Raw genomic sequence first — 16954 nt, 5'->3', positions numbered from 1 at the left:
GCCGCCCCCGACAAGGGGGGCGGCCCTCGCCGTTTTTCATGACACCTGCGGACCAACCAGACATTTCCCCGGTATGCCTGACTGACTGAAATTTGCCCTGCTTGAATAACGAACGGTCAAATTCTTGTTACGCACCTGTCAGAACGGATCGTTCGATGACAATCTCTGCTCGGCTCGCCGCGCGTCTCTTCTGACTCCGCGGTAAGTCCTTGGTTCCGCGTGCACACGGCCCGACCCACGGCCCGGCAGGCACCTCTCGCCGCGGAACCGAAGCGCGCCACTGGCACCTCACGCACCACTCCTGCTCGACCGGACAGTCCACCCACGGCTGTCCGCACCCCCTACACAGGGCCGCGATCCCGCGACCCCTCAGCAAGGAGACCGAGTGAGACCTCACGCTTCCTCCCCCCGCAAGAAGACCATCCGCGCGGCCGCGCTCGTCGCCTCCGCCGCCATGGTCGTCATCGGCATCCAGACCGGCTCGGCCAACGCCCAGCCGGACAACGCCCGCGAGGCAGGCGCGACCGCGCTGATGCTGACCCCCGCGGAGCGCACCGCCTCGATCAAGGCGGCGCAGGCCGATGCCTCCGCCCAGGCCGACCACCTGGGGCTCGGGGCCAAGGAGAAGCTCGTCGCACGCGACGTCATCAAGGACGCCGACGGAACCGTGCACACCCGCTACGAACGCACCTACGACGGGCTGCCCGTCCTCGGCGGCGACCTGGTCGTCCACGAGAAGCCCAGCGGCGCCCGCACCGTCACCAAGGCGACCAGCGCGAAGATAGCCGTGTCCGGCACGGACGCCGCGGTGTCCTCCTCCGCCGCCTCCAAGGCCGCGCTGAAGGCCGCGACCTCGGCCGACTCCGGCGAGAAGGCCAAGTCGCCGCGCAAGGTGGTCTGGGCCGCGACCGGCAAGCCCGTGCTGGCCTGGGAGACCGTCGTCACCGGCACCCAGAAGGACGGCACGCCGAGCGAGCTGCACGTCATCACCGACGCCGCCACCGGCAAGAAGCTGGCCGAGAACGAGGCCGTCCACACCGGGACCGGCACCAGCAAGTACAGCGGCACGGTGCCGCTCGGCACCACCAAGAGCGGCTCCACGTACAGCCTCACGGACGGCACCCGCGGCAGCCACAAGACGTACGACCTGAACCAGGGGTCGTCGGGCACCGGCACGCTCTTCACCGACGCCGACGACGTCTGGGGCGGCGGCCGCCAGACCGCCGGGGTCGACGCGCACTACGGCGCCGCCGAGACCTGGGACTTCTACAAGGAGGTCCTGGGCCGCAACGGCATCAAGAACAACGGCGTGGGCTCGTACTCCCGCGTCCACTACGGCAACAGCTACGTCAACGCGTTCTGGCAGGACTCCTGCTTCTGCATGACGTACGGCGACGGCTCGGGCAACGCCAACGCGCTCACCTCGATGGACGTGGCGGGCCACGAGATGACCCACGGCGTCACCGCCGCCACCGCCAAGCTCAACTACAGCGGCGAGTCCGGCGGCCTCAACGAGGCGACCTCCGACATCATGGCCACCGCCACGGAGTTCTACTCCGCGAACGCCTCCGACGTGGGCGACTACCTCATCGGCGAGAAGATCAACATCAACGGCGACGGCACCCCGCTGCGCTACCAGGACAAGCCGAGCAAGGACGGCGCGTCCCGCGACTACTGGTCCTCGACGCTCGGCAACGTCGACGTCCACTACTCGTCCGGGCCCGCCAACCACTTCTACTACCTGCTGTCCGAGGGCAGCGGCGCGAAGACCATCAACGGCGTGAGCTACAACAGCCCGACGTACGACGGCTCGACGGTCACCGGCATCGGCCGGGACAAGGCCACCAAGATCTGGTACAAGGCCCTGACCACGTACCTGACCTCCACCAGCAAGTACGCCCAGGCCCGCACCGCCACCCTCAGTGCCGCCACCGACCTCTACGGGGCGAACAGCACCGAGTACAAGGCCGTCGCCGCCGCCTGGACCGCGATCAACGTGAAGTAAAGATCAACGTGAACTAAAGATCAGCGTGAAGTGAAGACCACCGCGAAGTGAAGCGGAACGGGCCGCACCGGCGATTCCGGTGCGGCCCGATGCGGTCCCCCGGAGTTCCTGTCACAGCCGCTGATCGGCCCTTACGCTGCTCCCATGACTCAACACGTACGCGGCGTGGTGGCCCCCGGCAAAGGCGAGCAGGTCCGGATCGAGACGATCGTGGTGCCGGACCCCGGCCCGGGCGAGGCGGTGGTGAAGGTCCAGGCGTGCGGCGTCTGCCACACCGATCTGCACTACCGGGAAGGCGGCATCAACGACGACTTCCCGTTCCTCCTCGGGCACGAGGCGGCGGGCGTCGTGGAGTCCGTCGGCGACGGCGTCACCGAGGTGGCCCCCGGCGACTACGTGATCCTCAACTGGCGCGCGGTGTGCGGCCAGTGCCGGGCCTGCCGCCGCGGCCGCCCCTGGTACTGCTTCGCCACCCACAACGCGTCCCAGCCCATGACGCTCACCGACGGCACCGCCCTGACCCCGGCCCTCGGCATCGGCGCGTTCGCCGAGAAGACGCTCGTCGCGGCGGGCCAGTGCACCAAGGTCGACCCGTCCGCCTCCCCGGCCGCCGCCGGGCTGCTCGGCTGCGGGGTGATGGCCGGGATCGGCGCCGCCATCAACACCGGCAACGTCGGGCGCGGCGACGCGGTCGCGGTCATCGGCTGCGGCGGAGTCGGCGGCGCCTCGATCGCCGGATCCCGGCTCGCCGGCGCCGCGAAGATCATCGCGGTGGACGTGGACGACCGGAAGCTGGAGCAGGCCCGCTCCCTCGGCGCCACCCACACCGTCAACGGCAAGACCACCGACGTGGTCGAGGCCATCCGCGAGCTGACCGACGGCAACGGCGCGGACGTGGTGATCGAGGCGGTCGGCCGCCCCGAGACGTACCGCCAGGCCTTCTACGCCCGCGACCTGGCCGGCACCGTCGTCCTGGTCGGCGTGCCCACGCCGGAGATGAAGCTCGAACTGCCGCTCATCGACGTCTTCGGACGCGGCGGCGCCCTCAAGTCCTCCTGGTACGGGGACTGTCTGCCGTCCCGCGACTTCCCCCTGCTGATCGACCTCTACCAGCAGGGACGGCTCGACCTGGACGCCTTCGTGAGCGAGACCATCGGGCTCGACGACATCGAGGCGGCGTTCGAGAAGATGCACCGCGGCGACGTCCTGCGCTCGGTGGTGATGCTCTGATGACCTCTGGTGGTGACACCGCGATGACCCGTCCGCCCGTCCGCATCGACCACCTGGTCACCTCCGGCACCTTCTCGCTGGACGGCGGCACCTGGGACGTCGACAACAACGTCTGGCTCATCGGCGACGACCACGAGGTGTACGTGATCGACGCCGCCCACGACGCGGACGCGATCGTCGAGGCCATCGGCGACCGCCGACTGCTCGGGGTCATCTGTACGCACGGCCACGACGACCACATCGACGCGGCCCCGGACGTCGCCGACCGCACCGGCGCCCCGATCCTGCTGCACCCGGACGACGAGGTGCTGTGGCGGATGCGCCACCCCGACCGCGCCCCGGACAAGCCGCTGGCCGACGGCGACGTGCTCACCGTCGGCGGTACGCAGCTACGCGTCCTGCACACCCCCGGCCACTCCCCCGGCGCGGTCTGCCTGCACGCCCCCGCCCTGACCACCGTGTTCTCCGGGGACACCCTCTTCCAGGGCGGACCGGGCGCCACCGGGCGCTCGTACTCCTCGTTCGAGACGATCATCGAGTCCATCCGGGAGCGGCTGTTCGCCCTGCCGCCGCAGACCGTCGTCCGCACCGGGCACGGCGACCCGACGCTGATCGCGGACGAGGCGCCGCACCTGGAGGAGTGGATCGCGCGCGGGCACTGAGGCGCCGGCGTCGCCGAGCTGTTGTTGCGTAGGGCACCGGGCCCCCGGTGCCCTGCCCCTCAATCCCCCAAGCCCCCCATGACACCATCAACCCCGTGATCGACCTGGGCTACTCCCTCTCCCGCCGCTTCCCGGACCCGCCGCAGACGGACTACCGGAGCGCGGATGTGCACGCGCTGCGCCACGATCTGTTCTGCGGCGACGTCTATCTCGCCGACACCGTGGCCGACCGCGAACTGTCCACAGCCTGGGGATGGGTTCCGGTGCTCGATTTCGCCTGGGCGCTGTGCGACATCGTGGAACGGCTGGACCGCGACCCGCGCGGCAGCCGGTCCGCCAGGGCCATCCACGAGGAGCTGGACTTCACCGAATCGGCCGACCGCATGCTCTTCGAGCGCCGCTTCGGCTGGGTCGACATCACCGCCGACTGGGTGCCGCTCGAAGAGGCACCGCTGACCTTCCAGCACTCCGCGCTGCGCCGCGAGGCCCGCGACTTCCTCCAGGATCTGATCGCCGACCTCGTCGACCTGCACGAGGGGCTGGGCGACAACCCGGTGGTCTGGGACCTCCAGGCCCGCTTCCCCCGCGTCTGACGCCTTGACTTGAACCTAAGTTGAAGTCGGAGGCTGACGGCATGGTCGCGCACCACACCGCACGGTGCGCCTCAAGCAGCCTGGGAGACGCCATGCACGCCGTCCGCCTGCACGCCTTCGGCCCCGCCGAGAACCTGACGTACGAGAAGACCGACGACCCCGAGCCCGGCCCCGGCCAGGTACGCATCGCGGTCGCCGCCGCCGGGGTGCACCTGCTGGACGCCGCGCTGCGCGAGGGCCTGACCACCGCCGTCCACCCCGCCCCCGACCTGCCCACCATCCCCGGCCGCGAGGTCGCGGGCACCGTGGACGCCCTGGGCGAGGGCACCGACCCGGCGTGGCTCGGCAGACCCGTCGTCGCCCACCTCGGCATGGTCCCCGGCGGCTACGCCGAACTGGCCGTGGCCCCCGCCGCCAAGCTGCACGCCATACCGGAGTCACTGGACGCGGCGCAGGCCGTCGCCATGATCGGTACGGGGCGTACGGCCATGGGCATCCTCCAGTTCGCGGAGCTGACCGCCGACGACGTGGCCCTGGTGACCTCGGCGGCGGGCGGCATCGGCCAGCTCGTCGTCCAGTACGCGAAGCACGCGGGCGCCACCGTCGTGGGGCTCGCGGGCGGCCCGGCGAAGCTGGCGCGCGTCCGCGAGTTGGGCGCGGACCTCGCCGTCGACTACGACGACCCGGACTGGCCGCAGCAGGTCCGCACGGCATTGGACCCGTCCCGTAACCCCACCATCCTCTTCGACGGGGTGGGCGGCGAGCCGGGCCGCGCGGCCGTGGACCTGCTCGGTTCCGGCGGCCGCCATCTCGTCTTCGGCTGGTCCTCGGGCGGGCTGCGCAGCGGCGGTCCGCTGGAGTTCGCCGAAGGGGAGCTGGCAGCGCGCGGCATCACCTCGCGGTCCGTCCTCGGCCCGCCGATGCTGGAGAAGGCGGGCGGCCCGGACCCGATGCGCACCCTGGAGGAGCGCGCGATGGCGGAGGCGGCGAGCGGCCGCCTCGTACCGTCCGTGCACCGCTTCCCCCTCGCCGAGGCGGCCGCGGCGCACCGGGCGCTGGAGACGCGGGCGACGATGGGAAAGGTCGTACTGATCCCCTGACCCGGCGCCTCACCAGACCTTGCTACTTGGGCACGCTGGCCGCGACATCATCCAGCACGGCGTCCGTCAGCAGCCCGGTGTCCTCCAACACCTCCATGTGGTCCATCACGGTGTTGTTGGCCACCTTGGCCAGCCGCCGGATCATGTGGTTCTTGGTGGCGGCGCGGACCTCGCCGATGGTGATGAAGATCTTCCCGTGCGAGGCGCGCAGCAGATCCACGAAGAGCTGGTCGAACTTCTCGCCGTCCGCGTTCTTCATCTGCTCGACCCACTCCTGCTGTTCGGCGCTGGCCTCGTCCGGTATGGGCGAGGACAGCGCCTTCGCGTCCTCGCGCACCAGCTGGTCGAGCTTGCTGTGCCCGTCGAGCAGATGCATCCCGGCCCGCTTGATCGCCTCGCTCGACGCCTGGTTCTGCGCCATCCGCCCGGCCGGGATCTCCCACAGCCCGGCCTGGCGGACCTTGACCAGGAACGTCTTGTCCAGTTCGCTCAGCGGCCCCGAATTGGCGGCCTCCGCCGCCGACGCCCCCGCCCCGGCCCCGGCCCCGCCGTGCGCGGACGGCATGCCGCTGTCCGCCACCGACTGGCTCCCCCCGTCATCCGCCTGGGAGACCCAGATCCCCGCCCCCGCGACCACCGCCGCCAAGGCGACCCCGACGGCCATCATGCGGCTGCGGTTCGACGCTGCGCCGTGACTGCTGCGCCCATGAGTTGTCATCGTGCCTCCTGGTGGGGGGTGCTGGAGTACGCGAAACACTAAACTTTGCCTGCTGCAAAAAAATGCGTTCGTCAGGAGTGCACAAAAGCACCCACCCCGCCCCGCGATCCCCCCTACACTCCCCGCCCGCAAGCCATTTCGGCCCGCTGCGGCCGATGCGCGGGGATCGTCAGTGCCTCCTGCCAAGCTGTCCCATCCGGCCGTTCAGCCGGGAAGGATCAGGGGGGCCGTACGACGCTCGGGGCCACGCCCCCGCCGTCGAACAGGAGATGCGCGAGGCGGCTACCGCCCTACTGCGGGCGTCTCCCGATGCGCCGCGTCCATGATCTGCCGCATCTCGGCCAGCGCCGACCCCAGCGCCTCCCGGTCCGTCGCCTCCTCGGCCACGACCTCCAACTCCCGCAGCCGCGCGGCCCGGGCCGGATAGCGCTGAATGGCGACGAACTCGCCCCACCACTGGAGGAACGTACGCAGCGGAGCGATCGTGCCGTTCCGCGCGGCCTGCTCGACCGCCCGGTCCAGATGCTCGACGAAGGCGGGCAGCTCCCCGGGCGCGATCTGAGCGACCGCCGCCCGCAGCGCCGACGGAGTGAGGACCGGCATCGGGATCAGGGGCCCGTCGTGGGCGGAGGACTGCTCGGTCATGGCTACAGCTCCTGACGCTCCATCACGCAAACGTGCGCCGCGAGCCTACGCCCGTGCCCCGCCCGCCACGCGGCCCTGATCCCTATCGATCAATCAAGCACCACACCGGATCACAACCGCCCGCCCTTGACGCCCCTTCGCCCACTCACGTCAAAACCGGCAACACCCGCGCCCTCTGCCGCTCCGGGCGAAGCGAGTGAAGCGTCGGAGAACACTGCACGGCGTGTCCAGGAGGGTTTCCGGAACGACGCCTCCACCCTGCCCGAATTACCGCTGCCTGTCCGAGTTGTCCGGACCTCAAGGGACGTAGCGTGAGCCGCCCGTGGCCGTCGCGCCCGAGGCCGCGCCCAGGTTCCGTCGGTTCCCCTCGTTCCCCTCGTGAGGATGACGCAGGTCTGATGCAGGTCAGGTTTCAGCAGCCGCTTCCCCCGGCCGTCGAATCGCACGGAGGCGGCGCTCACGGCGGCGTCGCCGTGGCCGAGCCACCGCCGCGGACGGACCCGCCCCGGAAGCTCGTCACCGCCCGGCGGGCCCGTGGGGCCCGTGGGGCCCGGCCCCGGCTGTACGTCATCGACGGCATCCGCCTGGTCGCCGCCCTCATGGTGGCCCTGCACCACTACGCCGGCACCAACCGCGCCAACCAGCCGGGCAACGCGATCTGGGACCGCCCGGCCTCCGAGATCATGCCCACGCTGTTCCACTTCGCGTCCTTCGGCTGGATCGGCGTGGAGATCTTCTTCGTGATCAGCGGCTTCGTCATCTGCATGTCGTGCTGGGGCCGCACCCCGAAGGACTTCTTCGTCTCCCGCGTGATCCGCCTCTACCCCGCGTACTGGGTCGGCGTGGCCTTCACCACGGCCAGCATGATCGCGCTGCCGGGCGTATGGGAACGGCCCCCGGGGCGGGACATCCTGCTCAACTTCACGATGCTCCAGTCGGGTTCCAACGTCCCCGACGTCGACCTCGTCTACTGGACCCTCTGGTCGGAGCTGCGCTTCTACCTGCTCTTCATGGTCGTGGTCGCCATGGGCCTGACGTACCGCAGGGTCGTCGTCTTCTGCTGCGTATGGGGCGCGGCCGCGATGCTGGCCCCCGTGTCCAAGTTCCCGCTCCTGGTCCTGGCGGCCGACCCCAGCGGCGCCTGGTACTTCATCGCGGGCCTCGCCCTCTACCTCATGCACCGCTTCGGCCAGGACCTGCTGCTCTGGGGCATCCTCGCCATGGCGTGGCTGATGGGCCAGCGCGAGCTGGCGCTGCGGGTCGCGTACGAAGACGTCTCCAGCTGGCGCGGCGCCGTCCTGATCTTCACGGTGTTCCTGCTCGTCATGGTGGCCGTCGCGCTCGGCTACACCGACCGCGTCCGCTGGAAGTGGCTGGTCACCGCCGGCTGCCTGACCTACCCGCTCTACCTGATGCACTACGTCGCGGGCGTGTCGCTGATCAGCCGCCTCCACGACACCATGGACCCCCGCCTGCTCCTCGCCCTCGTCATCTCCGGCTTCCTGGCCCTGAGCTGGCTGGTGCACCGCTTCGTGGAACGCCCGGCCGCCCGCCTCCTCAAGCGCGGCCTGGAGTCCTCCTTCACCCGACTCCGCACGTTCGGCCGCGCGGCCTGACCCGACTCAGCGGCGCAGCAGGTCGATCACCCGGCCGTGCCCTCCTCCCCGTGCCCCGCGGCGAGACGACGCTCCATGAGCGCCATGAACGGACTGAGCAACTCCGCGCTGACGCCCTGCTCCTCGGCGGTACGCAGCAACATCCCGTTGCCCGCCACCATCATGGCGAGGTTCGACGTCACCCCCAGGGTGTAGTCGCCGGTCTCCAGCTGCGCGGCGACCCCGTACGCGTACGGGGCCATGGCCGTAAGCCACTCGACGAGCAGCCCCGCGAACTCCTTCGGCGCCACCTCCGCCCCGCGCATCAGCGCGAAGGCGTGCGACACCCCGGCGAACATGCCGGTCATGGCACTCAGCAGCGCCACATCATGCAAAACGGCCAACCCGGTGTCCTCACCGACGTACCGGGTGCCCGCCGGGACGGCCAGCGTCTCGCGGTGCGCCGCGAACAGCTCCGGCGACCCGCTGTAGAAGACGTACGCGCCGGAATCCGGGACCCCGATCATCGGCGAAACGGCCATGATCCCGCCGCCCACATACCGCGCCCCCCGCGCGCCCGCCCACTCCGCCCGCTCACGGGCCTGCCCGGGGGTGCTCGTGGTGACGTTGACGAGGTCCTTGCCCGTCAGATCGACGTCGGCCAGCACCTCCCGAGGCGTCATCGAGCAGGCACACCACCACAAGCCCACTGGCCGCCACCGCCTCGGTGACCGCCCCCGCAACCGTGGCCCCTTCCCCCACAAGCGCCTCGGCCCGCCCTGCGGTGCGGTTCCACACCGTCACCTCGTACATCGCACCAAGCCCCAGCACACTGATCTTCTTCGCGTCGTGTCTCATGCCGCAAAGACTCATCGCTGAACACCGAGTCAACTCAAGTACCTCTTTAAAGTGGGTAGTTACCCTGCACGTCAGCGACGAGCTGGAGGGCTGGAGCCGAGGCACCACCCTCGACGAGGCCCTGGCCCCGCTGGGCGCCTGGGGCCGCGAAAACCTCCTCGATCACGCGCCCCACGCCTGACTCCGCCCCGCGACGCCGCAGTCGACATCCGCCCGTGTCCGCACGGCAGAGGCGAGGAGCGCCAGTTTGTCGGCGCTGTCCGTGCCGGGGTCCGGGTGGTGGATGACGAGCACCTGACCGGGCGCGGCGCTGACGCCCAGTCGCTCCACTTTCAGTTGGAGGGCACCGACCTGGGGATGGTCGAGGCGCATGGACGCCCCCGCGCACGTTCGTACGTCGTGCCGGGCCCAGAGGCGGCTGAAGCGGGGGCTGGCGAGGGAGAGTTCGCCGACGAGCTCGATGAAGCGGGGGTCGTCCAAATCGGTGCCGACGGACTCGCGGAAACCGGCGACCAAGTCCACGGTCGCGCTCTCCCAGTCCGGGTAGAGCGCGTGCTCGGCGGGGTCGAGGAACAGGTCGCGCATGCGGTTGGCTCCCACCGCGAGCCGCGGTGACAGGGCGGTCGCCAAGGCGTTGGCGGCGAGCACGTCGAAGTAGCGGCCCTCGACGTGCGCGGGGAGCGGGAGCGCGGCCACGAGCTGGGCCATGCCCGCCGGGACGGTCTCCCGCCGGGGCCGCCGCCGGGGCCGTCGGGGTTTGGCGGCACCCAGGCGCAACAGGTGCGCCGTCGCCTCGTCGTCGAGCCGCAGCACGCGGGCGAGGGACTCGAGGACCTGCACGGAGGGGTTGCGGTCGCGACCCTGCTCCAGGCGCAGGTAGTAGTCGGCGCTGATGCCCGCGAGCATCGCGACCTCTTCCCGGCGCAGCCCCGGCACGCGCCGCAGCCCCACGGCGGGAAGGCCGACCTGCTCCGGGGTGACGAGCTCGCGTCGGGCGCGTACGTAATCGCCCAGCAGGTTCGGTTCGTCGCTCATGCGTCGACGGTAATCGCGCCGTCGCGCACGTGCCTGGTCCTGCCACCCCCAGGATCACGGAGACTCTGGCTCGCTCGGCACCCGGGCGGCAGCGTGGCCCTCGGACCGACATCCACAGCGAGGAGCGACACCCATGTCAACGTATCTGCTGGTACACGGCGCCTGGCACAGCGGACAGTGCTGGGAGCGAGTGGTCCCGCTACTCGCCTCTGCCGGGCACCGGGCGCTCGCGCCATCCCTCACCGGCCACGGCGACCGGGCACACCTGCTCAACCGCGACGTAGGCCTCGACACCCACGTCGACGACATCGTCAGGCTGATCACCGACGAGAACCTCACCGAGGTGATCCTCGTGGGCCACAGCTACGCCGGTCTGGTCATCTCCTCCGCGGCCAACCGCGTCCCGGACCGGATCGCGCATCTGGTCTACCTCGACGCGATGGTCCCGCAGGACGGCGAGAGCGCGGCCGACGTCATGCCCATAACCCAGGACCTGATCGACGGCGCCCTGCGGTCCGAGAGCGGCTGGCGCGTCCCGCCCCTGCCCGAAATGCCACCGCCCACGGGCCTGTTCGGGATCACCGACCCGGCAGACGCCGCCTGGCTGCGCACGACCCTGTCGGACCAGTCGGTCCGCTGCCTCCAGCAACCGGTCCGCCTGGACAACCCGGCCGTGAACACGATCCCCCGGACCCACATCCACTGCGTGGGCGGCGAGCCCAAAGGCTGGCCCCGCCGCCCCGTCCCCCCGACCCAGCCCAACGGCACCCCGTCCCAGGTCTGGGAACTGCCGACCGGCCACGACTGCATGATCACCATGCCGACCGAGCTGACCGACCTACTCCTCAAGGTCGGCTCCCCGCCCACCGCCGCCTGACGTCAGGGCCGGTAGACGCACTCCCCCAACGTCGTGTGCTTCTTCCAGCCCAGCGTCTCGTACAGCGCGCGCCCGGCGTCGGTCGCGCCGAGAACACCGAGGACCGCGCCCTCCTCCACGGCCCGATCGGCGAGCGTACGCATCACGAAGTGACCCAGCCCGCGCCGCCGATGGGCCTCCGAGGTCATCACCCGGTCCACGACCACGGCCTCCCCAAGGGACGCCATCTGCCCCTGGGCCGCCTGCCCGCCCGCCGCATCCATCACCCGGACGTACGTGACGGCCCCGGCGGTCTCCATGGTCACGGTGTACCCCTCGGGCGCGTCCGGGTGCGTGGCCATCAGGTCTACGGCCATCAGATGCCCGGTCTCCTCCCAGGCCACCACCCACCCGGGCGACAGCCAAGGCTCGATCTCCCCCGGCTCCGCGGGCGTCTTCATCCAGGTCCGCGGAACGGACACCGAGCGGGCGGCGCTGCGGACCAACGACTCCCTGACCTCGGGCAGAACATGCCGCCCCACTTCGTCGGGGTTGTCGGCCACCTCGATGTAGTACCCCCAGGACTTCTCGACCGGCGGCACCGTCTGCCGCGAAACAGCCCAGCCCGCCACCCAGGTCCTGACCATGTCCGCAACCATCAAGCCCTCCCGAAGCAGTAATAGCCAGATGCCGGGAGCACACATTACGTCGCCATGCATCCGGCGGCATCTGCTTTACCGGGCGAGGGGCCGACCTGCTCAGCGGCTACCGCCGACGTTGACGTCAATTGGTGATGCCAGAACACGAGGGGGTCCCCTTCGATCACGAACCTGGACGCGTACAGGACCGCCCCCGCCCACGGCACCAACAGCACAGCTAGGCCGGGAGGGAGAAGCCCTCCGGCGGCGCGCCCTCGGCGAACAGCATCTGCACCCGAACCTTGCCCTCCCTTATCTCCCGTGCCCGGCGGTACTCGGGGGAGTCGTACCACTCCCGAATCCGCTCCATGTCGGGGAACTCGATGACCACGAACCGGGAGGAGTCCCAGGCGCCCTCGACGGGCTCGGGCGTGGGGCCCGCGACCAGGTAACGGCCGCCGTGACTGAGGATGGATTTCTGGGCCACGCGTGCGTAGGCCAGGCCGGCCTCCTCGTCGAGCACATCGACGTTGACGATGACGTAAGCACTCACGACGTTCCCCGTTTCCTTTTGGCGCAGACGGTCACGGGAACACTGCCGTTGGTCCTGTAGCAACGTCCAGTCCCCAGCTTGGCCGCACCGCACACGCCGGACTGACCGCAATGCGGGGTGCGCGCAGCCAACGCGCAGCAGACAAGGGGGGCCTGGTGCTGACCGAGCAGGAGCGGGCACTGCTGGCAGAGATTGCGGCAATGGCTGACCGTCTGCACGGGGAGCTGGAGTAGGTGCGTGCACAGGTGATAGAGATCCGGCATGGCCAGCAGCGATGATCCGTCCAGGCCCCGTCCGCGCACCTTCTGATCCATTTTGAGTATGGGTACTCAGGCCTGCGAGTGCTGTGCTGTGCATGGTGAGGCCATGTCGAGCAGCAGGTTATGCCGTTGGATAAAGGGCGTTGGTGTCTCGGCGGCCGCAGCCCATGCGACGTACTGGGTCTGGCAGGCCGCCGAGCAGGGGGCGGGGGAGGCACAACAGGCCAACCCGGACGGGGGGATCGGCGCAGGGTTCTTCGAAGGCGTGCTGGGCCTAATCGCCTTGGTGACGCTGGTGCCGTTGCTCCTGTGGGCGGGGATGCGGCTGTTAGGGGAGCGAGACAATCACCTGCTGGTGACCATGGGATGGGCGATGTGGCTCGTCCTCAACACTCAGATGCCCGATGGCAGCGCCAGCAGGTTGGAAACGGAGTCGTTCTTCGCGGCGTTCGCTGTGGTTGGCGGATTCCTGGCGCTGTTCCGCCCCACCGCGCCGGAAGAGTGATCTTTGGCTCGCCGCGACGGCGTCGGAGCAGCGCTTCCATTGGGCGGCGCGCTCGTCGCCGTCGAGCCCGGCGTGTTCGGGGTTTGTCACCGTCGGGAGTTCGGTGAGTCTGGCGGGGATATCCGTGGATGGGGCACAAGCCGTAGGTCTGTGCCCCACTCATCCGGCCTGCGAGCCAGGCCAGAAGGCGTTCGTCATGCCCGGCGGGACGCCCCGTCCGGCCAGACAATGTCCACTGGGACGCTAGCCTCGCGGGCCTGGTACACCACATCCGCGGTACCGCCGCCCTTGGTGCCCGGCGGCTGCCCGTTCCACACCGCTACCAGCCGATCGGCACGTTCCAACAGCACCGCGTTCGCCGCTTCGTACGCCTGTCGGTTCGCGGTTTCGTGCGGCATCACCAGGACCTCGTTCGCAGCCTCCATCAGCCGGTCAAAGGTCTCGGCGTGGTCGGGCTTCACCTTCACCTGTCGGTAGTCCTGCGACGGAATCACCACGACCAGGCTCCCGCCGACCGCCAGGACCGCTTCGGCGAACAGGCTGTCGCTGCCCTTCGCGATGCATGACACACCGACCAGACCGGAAGGCTCGTAGGCGGCGAGGACCTTGTCCAACTCGGCTCGCACCAAGGGCACCGACTCGTCGGTGAGGTCCATGTGCCCGGTCACAGCGATCGTCGTCATCGCGCCTTCCTCGTCATGTGGTGAGCAGAGTGCGGATGCTACCGCGCACCTCGGCGACGGCCCGGGACGAGCCATTGCCCACCGTGTACGGATACAGCTGCGCCAGTCGGGTGCGCACACGCCCGGAGCGGATGCCGGACGAGACCTCGACGGCGCGGCGTGAGTAGTCGGCAGCGCTGGTGATGTCGCCGATCAGGAAGGCGCATTCGGCGAGCCCGATCCAGTCCAGAGCGTGGCCACGGCCAGTCTTCGCGTTGCGCTGGTCCAGGGCTGTACGGATGTGGCTGGCGGCCTGGTCGGAGTAGGCGCGCGGTTCTGAGCGGGCCAGGTCCAGGAGCCTGCCGCCGGTGACTCCTGCGAGCTCGGCTTCGTCGAAGTAGCCGATCCAGTAGGGCTCGTTGTCGAGTCGACCGGCGTCGCTGAGGGCCTCGGCGGCCTGTCCGGTTGCGCGGTGGAAACTGGATGGCCGGTCCATGCGGGCCAGGGCCCACGCCTCCCGTGTGTGGAGCATCGCCCGAAGCCGCGGACCCGCTGTGTGGCGGGCCCCGTCCTGGGCGAGTCGGACGAGTTCGAGGGCGTCATGTGGGCGGTCGTTGTACAGCATCTGCCGGGCCATATTGGCCAGCACGTTGGCACCGAATTGGGTGTCGCCACCTGCGTGCGCTGCGCGGAGAGCAAGGCGGTAGTAGTCCTGGGCGCGGCGCTGCTGGCCGACGTCCCAGGCCATCGAGGCGGCCGTTCCGGCGAGTTGGGCCATGACCCCGTAGAGGCGCCGTTCGATGGCCGGGGCCTGGTGTTCGTCGAGAGCAGCCACTACCTCGGCGAGCTGCCCGGCGACCGCCTTTCTACGAAGCCCGCCTCCACCGGTGCGGCCCCACTGGCGGAAGGCGCGGGCGGTGGCCTCCAGCTCCTCCACTTCACGCGCGCCTAAGCGGCCGGGGCGGCGCGCCCGGACATCAGCAGCGGCGGGTGAGCGCCATCCGTCGAGGGCGTCGAGGAGTGGGGCGCCGGTGACGGCCGCACCTGCAAGGGCGCGCGTCGCGGCTCGGCGGTCCATCACGAGGTCGCTCCTGGTCAGATCTGCGGCCATGCCGCTGGCGGCGTCCGGCCGCCACGGTACGGCCTCGTTGTCTGTTCTCCCGGAGTGAGGGCCGGGCGGCTCGAGTTGTTCCGGTGCGGTGTCCGTGCGCTCCCAGGGCCGTGGGGCGAGGCCGACGAGGTGGCCGGGGATGCGCAGCCCGTCGGAGATCCGGCGGATGACCTCGATAGAGGTGACTCTGCTGACACCGGTCATGATCGTGCTGACCTTGCCGGGGGTGAGCTGGCAGGCCGCGGCGATCCGGTTCTGCGACAGGCCGCCCCACTTCTTGATCAGGGAGAACGCTGCGGCGAAGTCGTGCTCTTCCAGAGCTCGTCGAAGGTCGTCCCTGTCGAGGACGTCCGGGGCGAGCGGGCCGGGGGTGGTGGCGTCCATGGGTCCAACTTCCGGTCGATCGTAGGCGCACCGATGCTGTGTCCCGAACCAGGAACGAGCGTATTACCGCCTCGGTAACACCCGCCGGTTATCCCGTGATCGCAGTCACGCGGCCAATCTCGATGCGTCAGCCCCTTTACCGATGACGCAGGGAGAGCCTGTGCAGGTCCAACCCAGAACCCCCGTCTGGACGCCCCCGCGCGGCGACGACGTTGAGATGATCGAGGTCGGTGAGTACTGGGACGTCGTACGCGCCCCCGCCGACATCGGTGAACGCGCACTCGCGTTACTCGGCGACGAGACCGGCGCCATCATGGCCGACTACGGCCTCATGTACTGGCTCATCCCTGCGGGCCACGCCCAGACCTGGCAGCTCCTGCGGCGGGAGATCCATGCCCTCGGCGCCGAGCGCGCCGGAGTCACCTACGTCGGCGTACCTCCGGCCGCACACACCACCGGCCCCCGCCTCCACTGGCAGATCCCGGTCGGCCCCGACCGGTACCTGACCGACGCCGACCGGCTGTGCGAGGCCCTGTCACGAGCTGTCTCCGAGGCCGCCGAGGGGGGCGACGGCCCGATGATGCCCCAGGTCTGCGCCCGCTGCGACAAGCCCACCAGTTCCCCGGTCGTGGTCGCCATCGAGCACGGCGCCAGCGTCGGCGGCCGCACCCTCTACGCCTGCCCGGGCAAGTGCGCCGAAAGTTTCCCGAAGCTACGCGATCCGTTCGAGCAGAGCCTCCCGGACCGCTACGGCCCCGGTCAGGCACCCACGCGGGAGTCCCGTCGACACCGCCCTGGTCCATCCGGGGAGACGGCATCGTGAGCGACTACAGCGAGTACCAGGACAAGGCGAACGGCATAGGCAAGGGCAAGCACAGCAAGAACAACAACGCCGGGAAGCACCGTGAGCTGCCTCCAGGTGGCGATCAGGGCGTGGCGGGAGGGTCGAGCGGTTGCATGGTGGCGGCCTTACCGGTCACTACGCTCGGAGCACTGATGGCGGTGGTTCTCACCTGGACGCGGAAGCGGTAGACGACCATGAAGATCAGGACCGTTGGGGCATGCCAGCGACCGGAGTGCGTGGGCGCTGAACCGCACGAGGACGACGAGGGCACTCGCTTCTTCGGGGTACCGGCGTGGGTGATCTGTCTGGTGGCCTGCGCGGCAATGCCGGTCGCGCTGCTGTCCTACACGTACGCCAGCCGCTGAGGATCTGCGCAGGTCGCAATTGGACGCCGTACCGCAAGAAGCCAACTCCCTCTCGCCGACGGGACATCCAGCATGTCACCGTCACGGGCGACGGACCGGACCAAGGGACCTCACACGGCCGCCCTGGCACCGGGTGGCGGCTCGGCGGTGAGCCTGGCCTGCTTGTCCGCCACGGCCACTGGGGCGGCCGGTCCGTTGACCTCGTCGAAGGCGGCGATCAGCTCGTCCAGAGCGGAGCCGCCGGGCCGGGAGTCGCGATCACCGGACATGGGCCCAGTATGGCGTCCGGCTGATGTCAGTGATGGATGTCGAACGCCCCGGACGGCAGACCGTCC

At 70.0% G+C, this 16954-nt stretch carries 19 protein-coding genes and 1 pseudogene; 11 read left to right on the top strand and 9 right to left on the bottom strand.

The annotated features are described in order from the left end of the window. Positions 1-385: 385 nt before the first annotated feature. From EEJ42_RS30845 to EEJ42_RS30825, 5 genes are all read left to right on the top strand, one after another. Positions 386-2005: a M4 family metallopeptidase gene (locus EEJ42_RS30845; RefSeq protein WP_123105162.1), complete on the top strand. Its 1620-nt coding sequence runs from the start codon at positions 386-388 to the stop codon at positions 2003-2005. A gap of 144 nt (positions 2006-2149) precedes the next feature. Beyond that, positions 2150-3235, top strand: coding sequence for an S-(hydroxymethyl)mycothiol dehydrogenase (locus EEJ42_RS30840; RefSeq protein WP_123105160.1), 1086 nt, complete (start codon positions 2150-2152; stop codon positions 3233-3235). A 23-nt stretch (positions 3236-3258) separates the two neighbouring features. Continuing rightward, a complete protein-coding gene (locus EEJ42_RS30835) occupies positions 3259-3897 on the top strand; it encodes an MBL fold metallo-hydrolase (RefSeq protein ID WP_123105171.1) in 639 nt (212 codons plus the stop codon). Positions 3898-3992: 95 nt separating this feature from the next. Continuing rightward, positions 3993-4490, top strand: a complete 498-nt coding sequence (locus EEJ42_RS30830; RefSeq protein ID WP_123105158.1) for a hypothetical protein — start codon at positions 3993-3995, stop codon at positions 4488-4490. A gap of 92 nt (positions 4491-4582) precedes the next feature. Then, the gene (locus EEJ42_RS30825) at positions 4583-5590 is read left to right on the top strand and encodes a zinc-binding dehydrogenase (RefSeq protein ID WP_123105156.1); all 1008 of its coding nucleotides are present in this window, start codon (positions 4583-4585) and stop codon (positions 5588-5590) included. Positions 5591-5612: 22 nt separating this feature from the next. On the opposite strand, the gene EEJ42_RS30820 is transcribed toward EEJ42_RS30825, so the two are convergent. Next, positions 5613-6308, bottom strand: coding sequence for a DUF4142 domain-containing protein (locus EEJ42_RS30820; protein ID WP_123105154.1), 696 nt, complete (start codon positions 6306-6308; stop codon positions 5613-5615). Positions 6309-6590: 282 nt separating this feature from the next. Further along, a complete protein-coding gene (locus EEJ42_RS30815; RefSeq protein ID WP_123105152.1) occupies positions 6591-6953 on the bottom strand; it encodes a DUF6247 family protein in 363 nt (120 codons plus the stop codon). Between the two features lie 398 nt (positions 6954-7351). On the opposite strand from EEJ42_RS30815, the gene EEJ42_RS30810 reads away from it, so the two are divergent. Then, positions 7352-8569 (top strand): acyltransferase family protein, encoded by a 1218-nt coding sequence (locus EEJ42_RS30810; RefSeq protein WP_123105150.1) that lies wholly within the window; start codon positions 7352-7354, stop codon positions 8567-8569. Positions 8570-8575: 6 nt separating this feature from the next. Here the strand turns inward: EEJ42_RS30810 and EEJ42_RS30805 are convergent. Continuing rightward, positions 8576-9406, bottom strand: a pseudogene (locus EEJ42_RS30805) (NAD(P)-dependent oxidoreductase). Positions 9407-9568: 162 nt separating this feature from the next. Then, positions 9569-10441 (bottom strand): helix-turn-helix domain-containing protein, encoded by an 873-nt coding sequence (locus EEJ42_RS30800; RefSeq protein WP_123105148.1) that lies wholly within the window; start codon positions 10439-10441, stop codon positions 9569-9571. Between the two features lie 133 nt (positions 10442-10574). Here EEJ42_RS30800 and EEJ42_RS30795 point away from each other — a divergent pair, with 133 nt between their 5' ends. After that, entirely contained in the window at positions 10575-11318 is a 744-nt protein-coding gene (locus EEJ42_RS30795; RefSeq protein WP_123105146.1) for an alpha/beta hydrolase, read from the top strand. Positions 11319-11320: 2 nt separating this feature from the next. On the opposite strand, the gene EEJ42_RS30790 is transcribed toward EEJ42_RS30795, so the two are convergent. Both EEJ42_RS30790 and EEJ42_RS30785 read right to left on the bottom strand, forming a co-directional pair. After that, positions 11321-11944, bottom strand: coding sequence for a GNAT family N-acetyltransferase (locus EEJ42_RS30790; protein ID WP_246097504.1), 624 nt, complete (start codon positions 11942-11944; stop codon positions 11321-11323). A 229-nt stretch (positions 11945-12173) separates the two neighbouring features. Then, the gene (locus EEJ42_RS30785) at positions 12174-12488 is read right to left on the bottom strand and encodes a DUF1330 domain-containing protein (protein WP_123105144.1); all 315 of its coding nucleotides are present in this window, start codon (positions 12486-12488) and stop codon (positions 12174-12176) included. A 366-nt stretch (positions 12489-12854) separates the two neighbouring features. On the opposite strand from EEJ42_RS30785, the gene EEJ42_RS30780 reads away from it, so the two are divergent. After that, positions 12855-13253 (top strand): hypothetical protein, encoded by a 399-nt coding sequence (locus tag EEJ42_RS30780; RefSeq protein ID WP_123105142.1) that lies wholly within the window; start codon positions 12855-12857, stop codon positions 13251-13253. Between the two features lie 194 nt (positions 13254-13447). On the opposite strand, the gene EEJ42_RS30775 is transcribed toward EEJ42_RS30780, so the two are convergent. Together EEJ42_RS30775 and EEJ42_RS30770 are read right to left on the bottom strand one after the other, a co-directional pair. Further along, positions 13448-13936, bottom strand: coding sequence for a hypothetical protein (locus EEJ42_RS30775; RefSeq protein WP_123105140.1), 489 nt, complete (start codon positions 13934-13936; stop codon positions 13448-13450). Between the two features lie 13 nt (positions 13937-13949). Further along, positions 13950-15410: an NsdA family TPR-like regulatory protein gene (locus tag EEJ42_RS30770; protein ID WP_123105138.1), complete on the bottom strand. Its 1461-nt coding sequence runs from the start codon at positions 15408-15410 to the stop codon at positions 13950-13952. Positions 15411-15570: 160 nt separating this feature from the next. Between EEJ42_RS30770 and EEJ42_RS53275 the strand changes: the two genes are divergently transcribed. From EEJ42_RS53275 to EEJ42_RS53970, 3 genes are read left to right on the top strand one after another with little or no spacing between them, the layout of a single operon-like run. Continuing rightward, complete coding sequence (locus tag EEJ42_RS53275; protein ID WP_246097503.1) at positions 15571-16233, top strand: hypothetical protein; 663 nt, start codon at positions 15571-15573, stop codon at positions 16231-16233. After that, positions 16230-16442, top strand: a complete 213-nt coding sequence (locus EEJ42_RS30760) for a hypothetical protein (RefSeq protein WP_123105136.1) — start codon at positions 16230-16232, stop codon at positions 16440-16442. Before EEJ42_RS53275 ends, EEJ42_RS30760 begins: the two co-directional genes overlap by 4 nt. A gap of 48 nt (positions 16443-16490) precedes the next feature. Next, positions 16491-16619 (top strand): hypothetical protein, encoded by a 129-nt coding sequence (locus EEJ42_RS53970; protein WP_281291540.1) that lies wholly within the window; start codon positions 16491-16493, stop codon positions 16617-16619. A 110-nt stretch (positions 16620-16729) separates the two neighbouring features. Here the strand turns inward: EEJ42_RS53970 and EEJ42_RS51200 are convergent, their stop codons facing one another. Next, positions 16730-16888: a hypothetical protein gene (locus EEJ42_RS51200; RefSeq protein WP_184503353.1), complete on the bottom strand. Its 159-nt coding sequence runs from the start codon at positions 16886-16888 to the stop codon at positions 16730-16732. Between the last annotated feature and the right edge of the window lie 66 nt (positions 16889-16954).

It is taken from the genome of Streptomyces botrytidirepellens (genome assembly GCF_003721215.1).
Classification (GTDB): domain Bacteria; phylum Actinomycetota; class Actinomycetes; order Streptomycetales; family Streptomycetaceae; genus Streptomyces; species Streptomyces himastatinicus.
The sequence above is the reverse complement of the archived record's forward strand: the minus strand, read 5'-3'. Positions and strand labels throughout refer to the sequence as shown.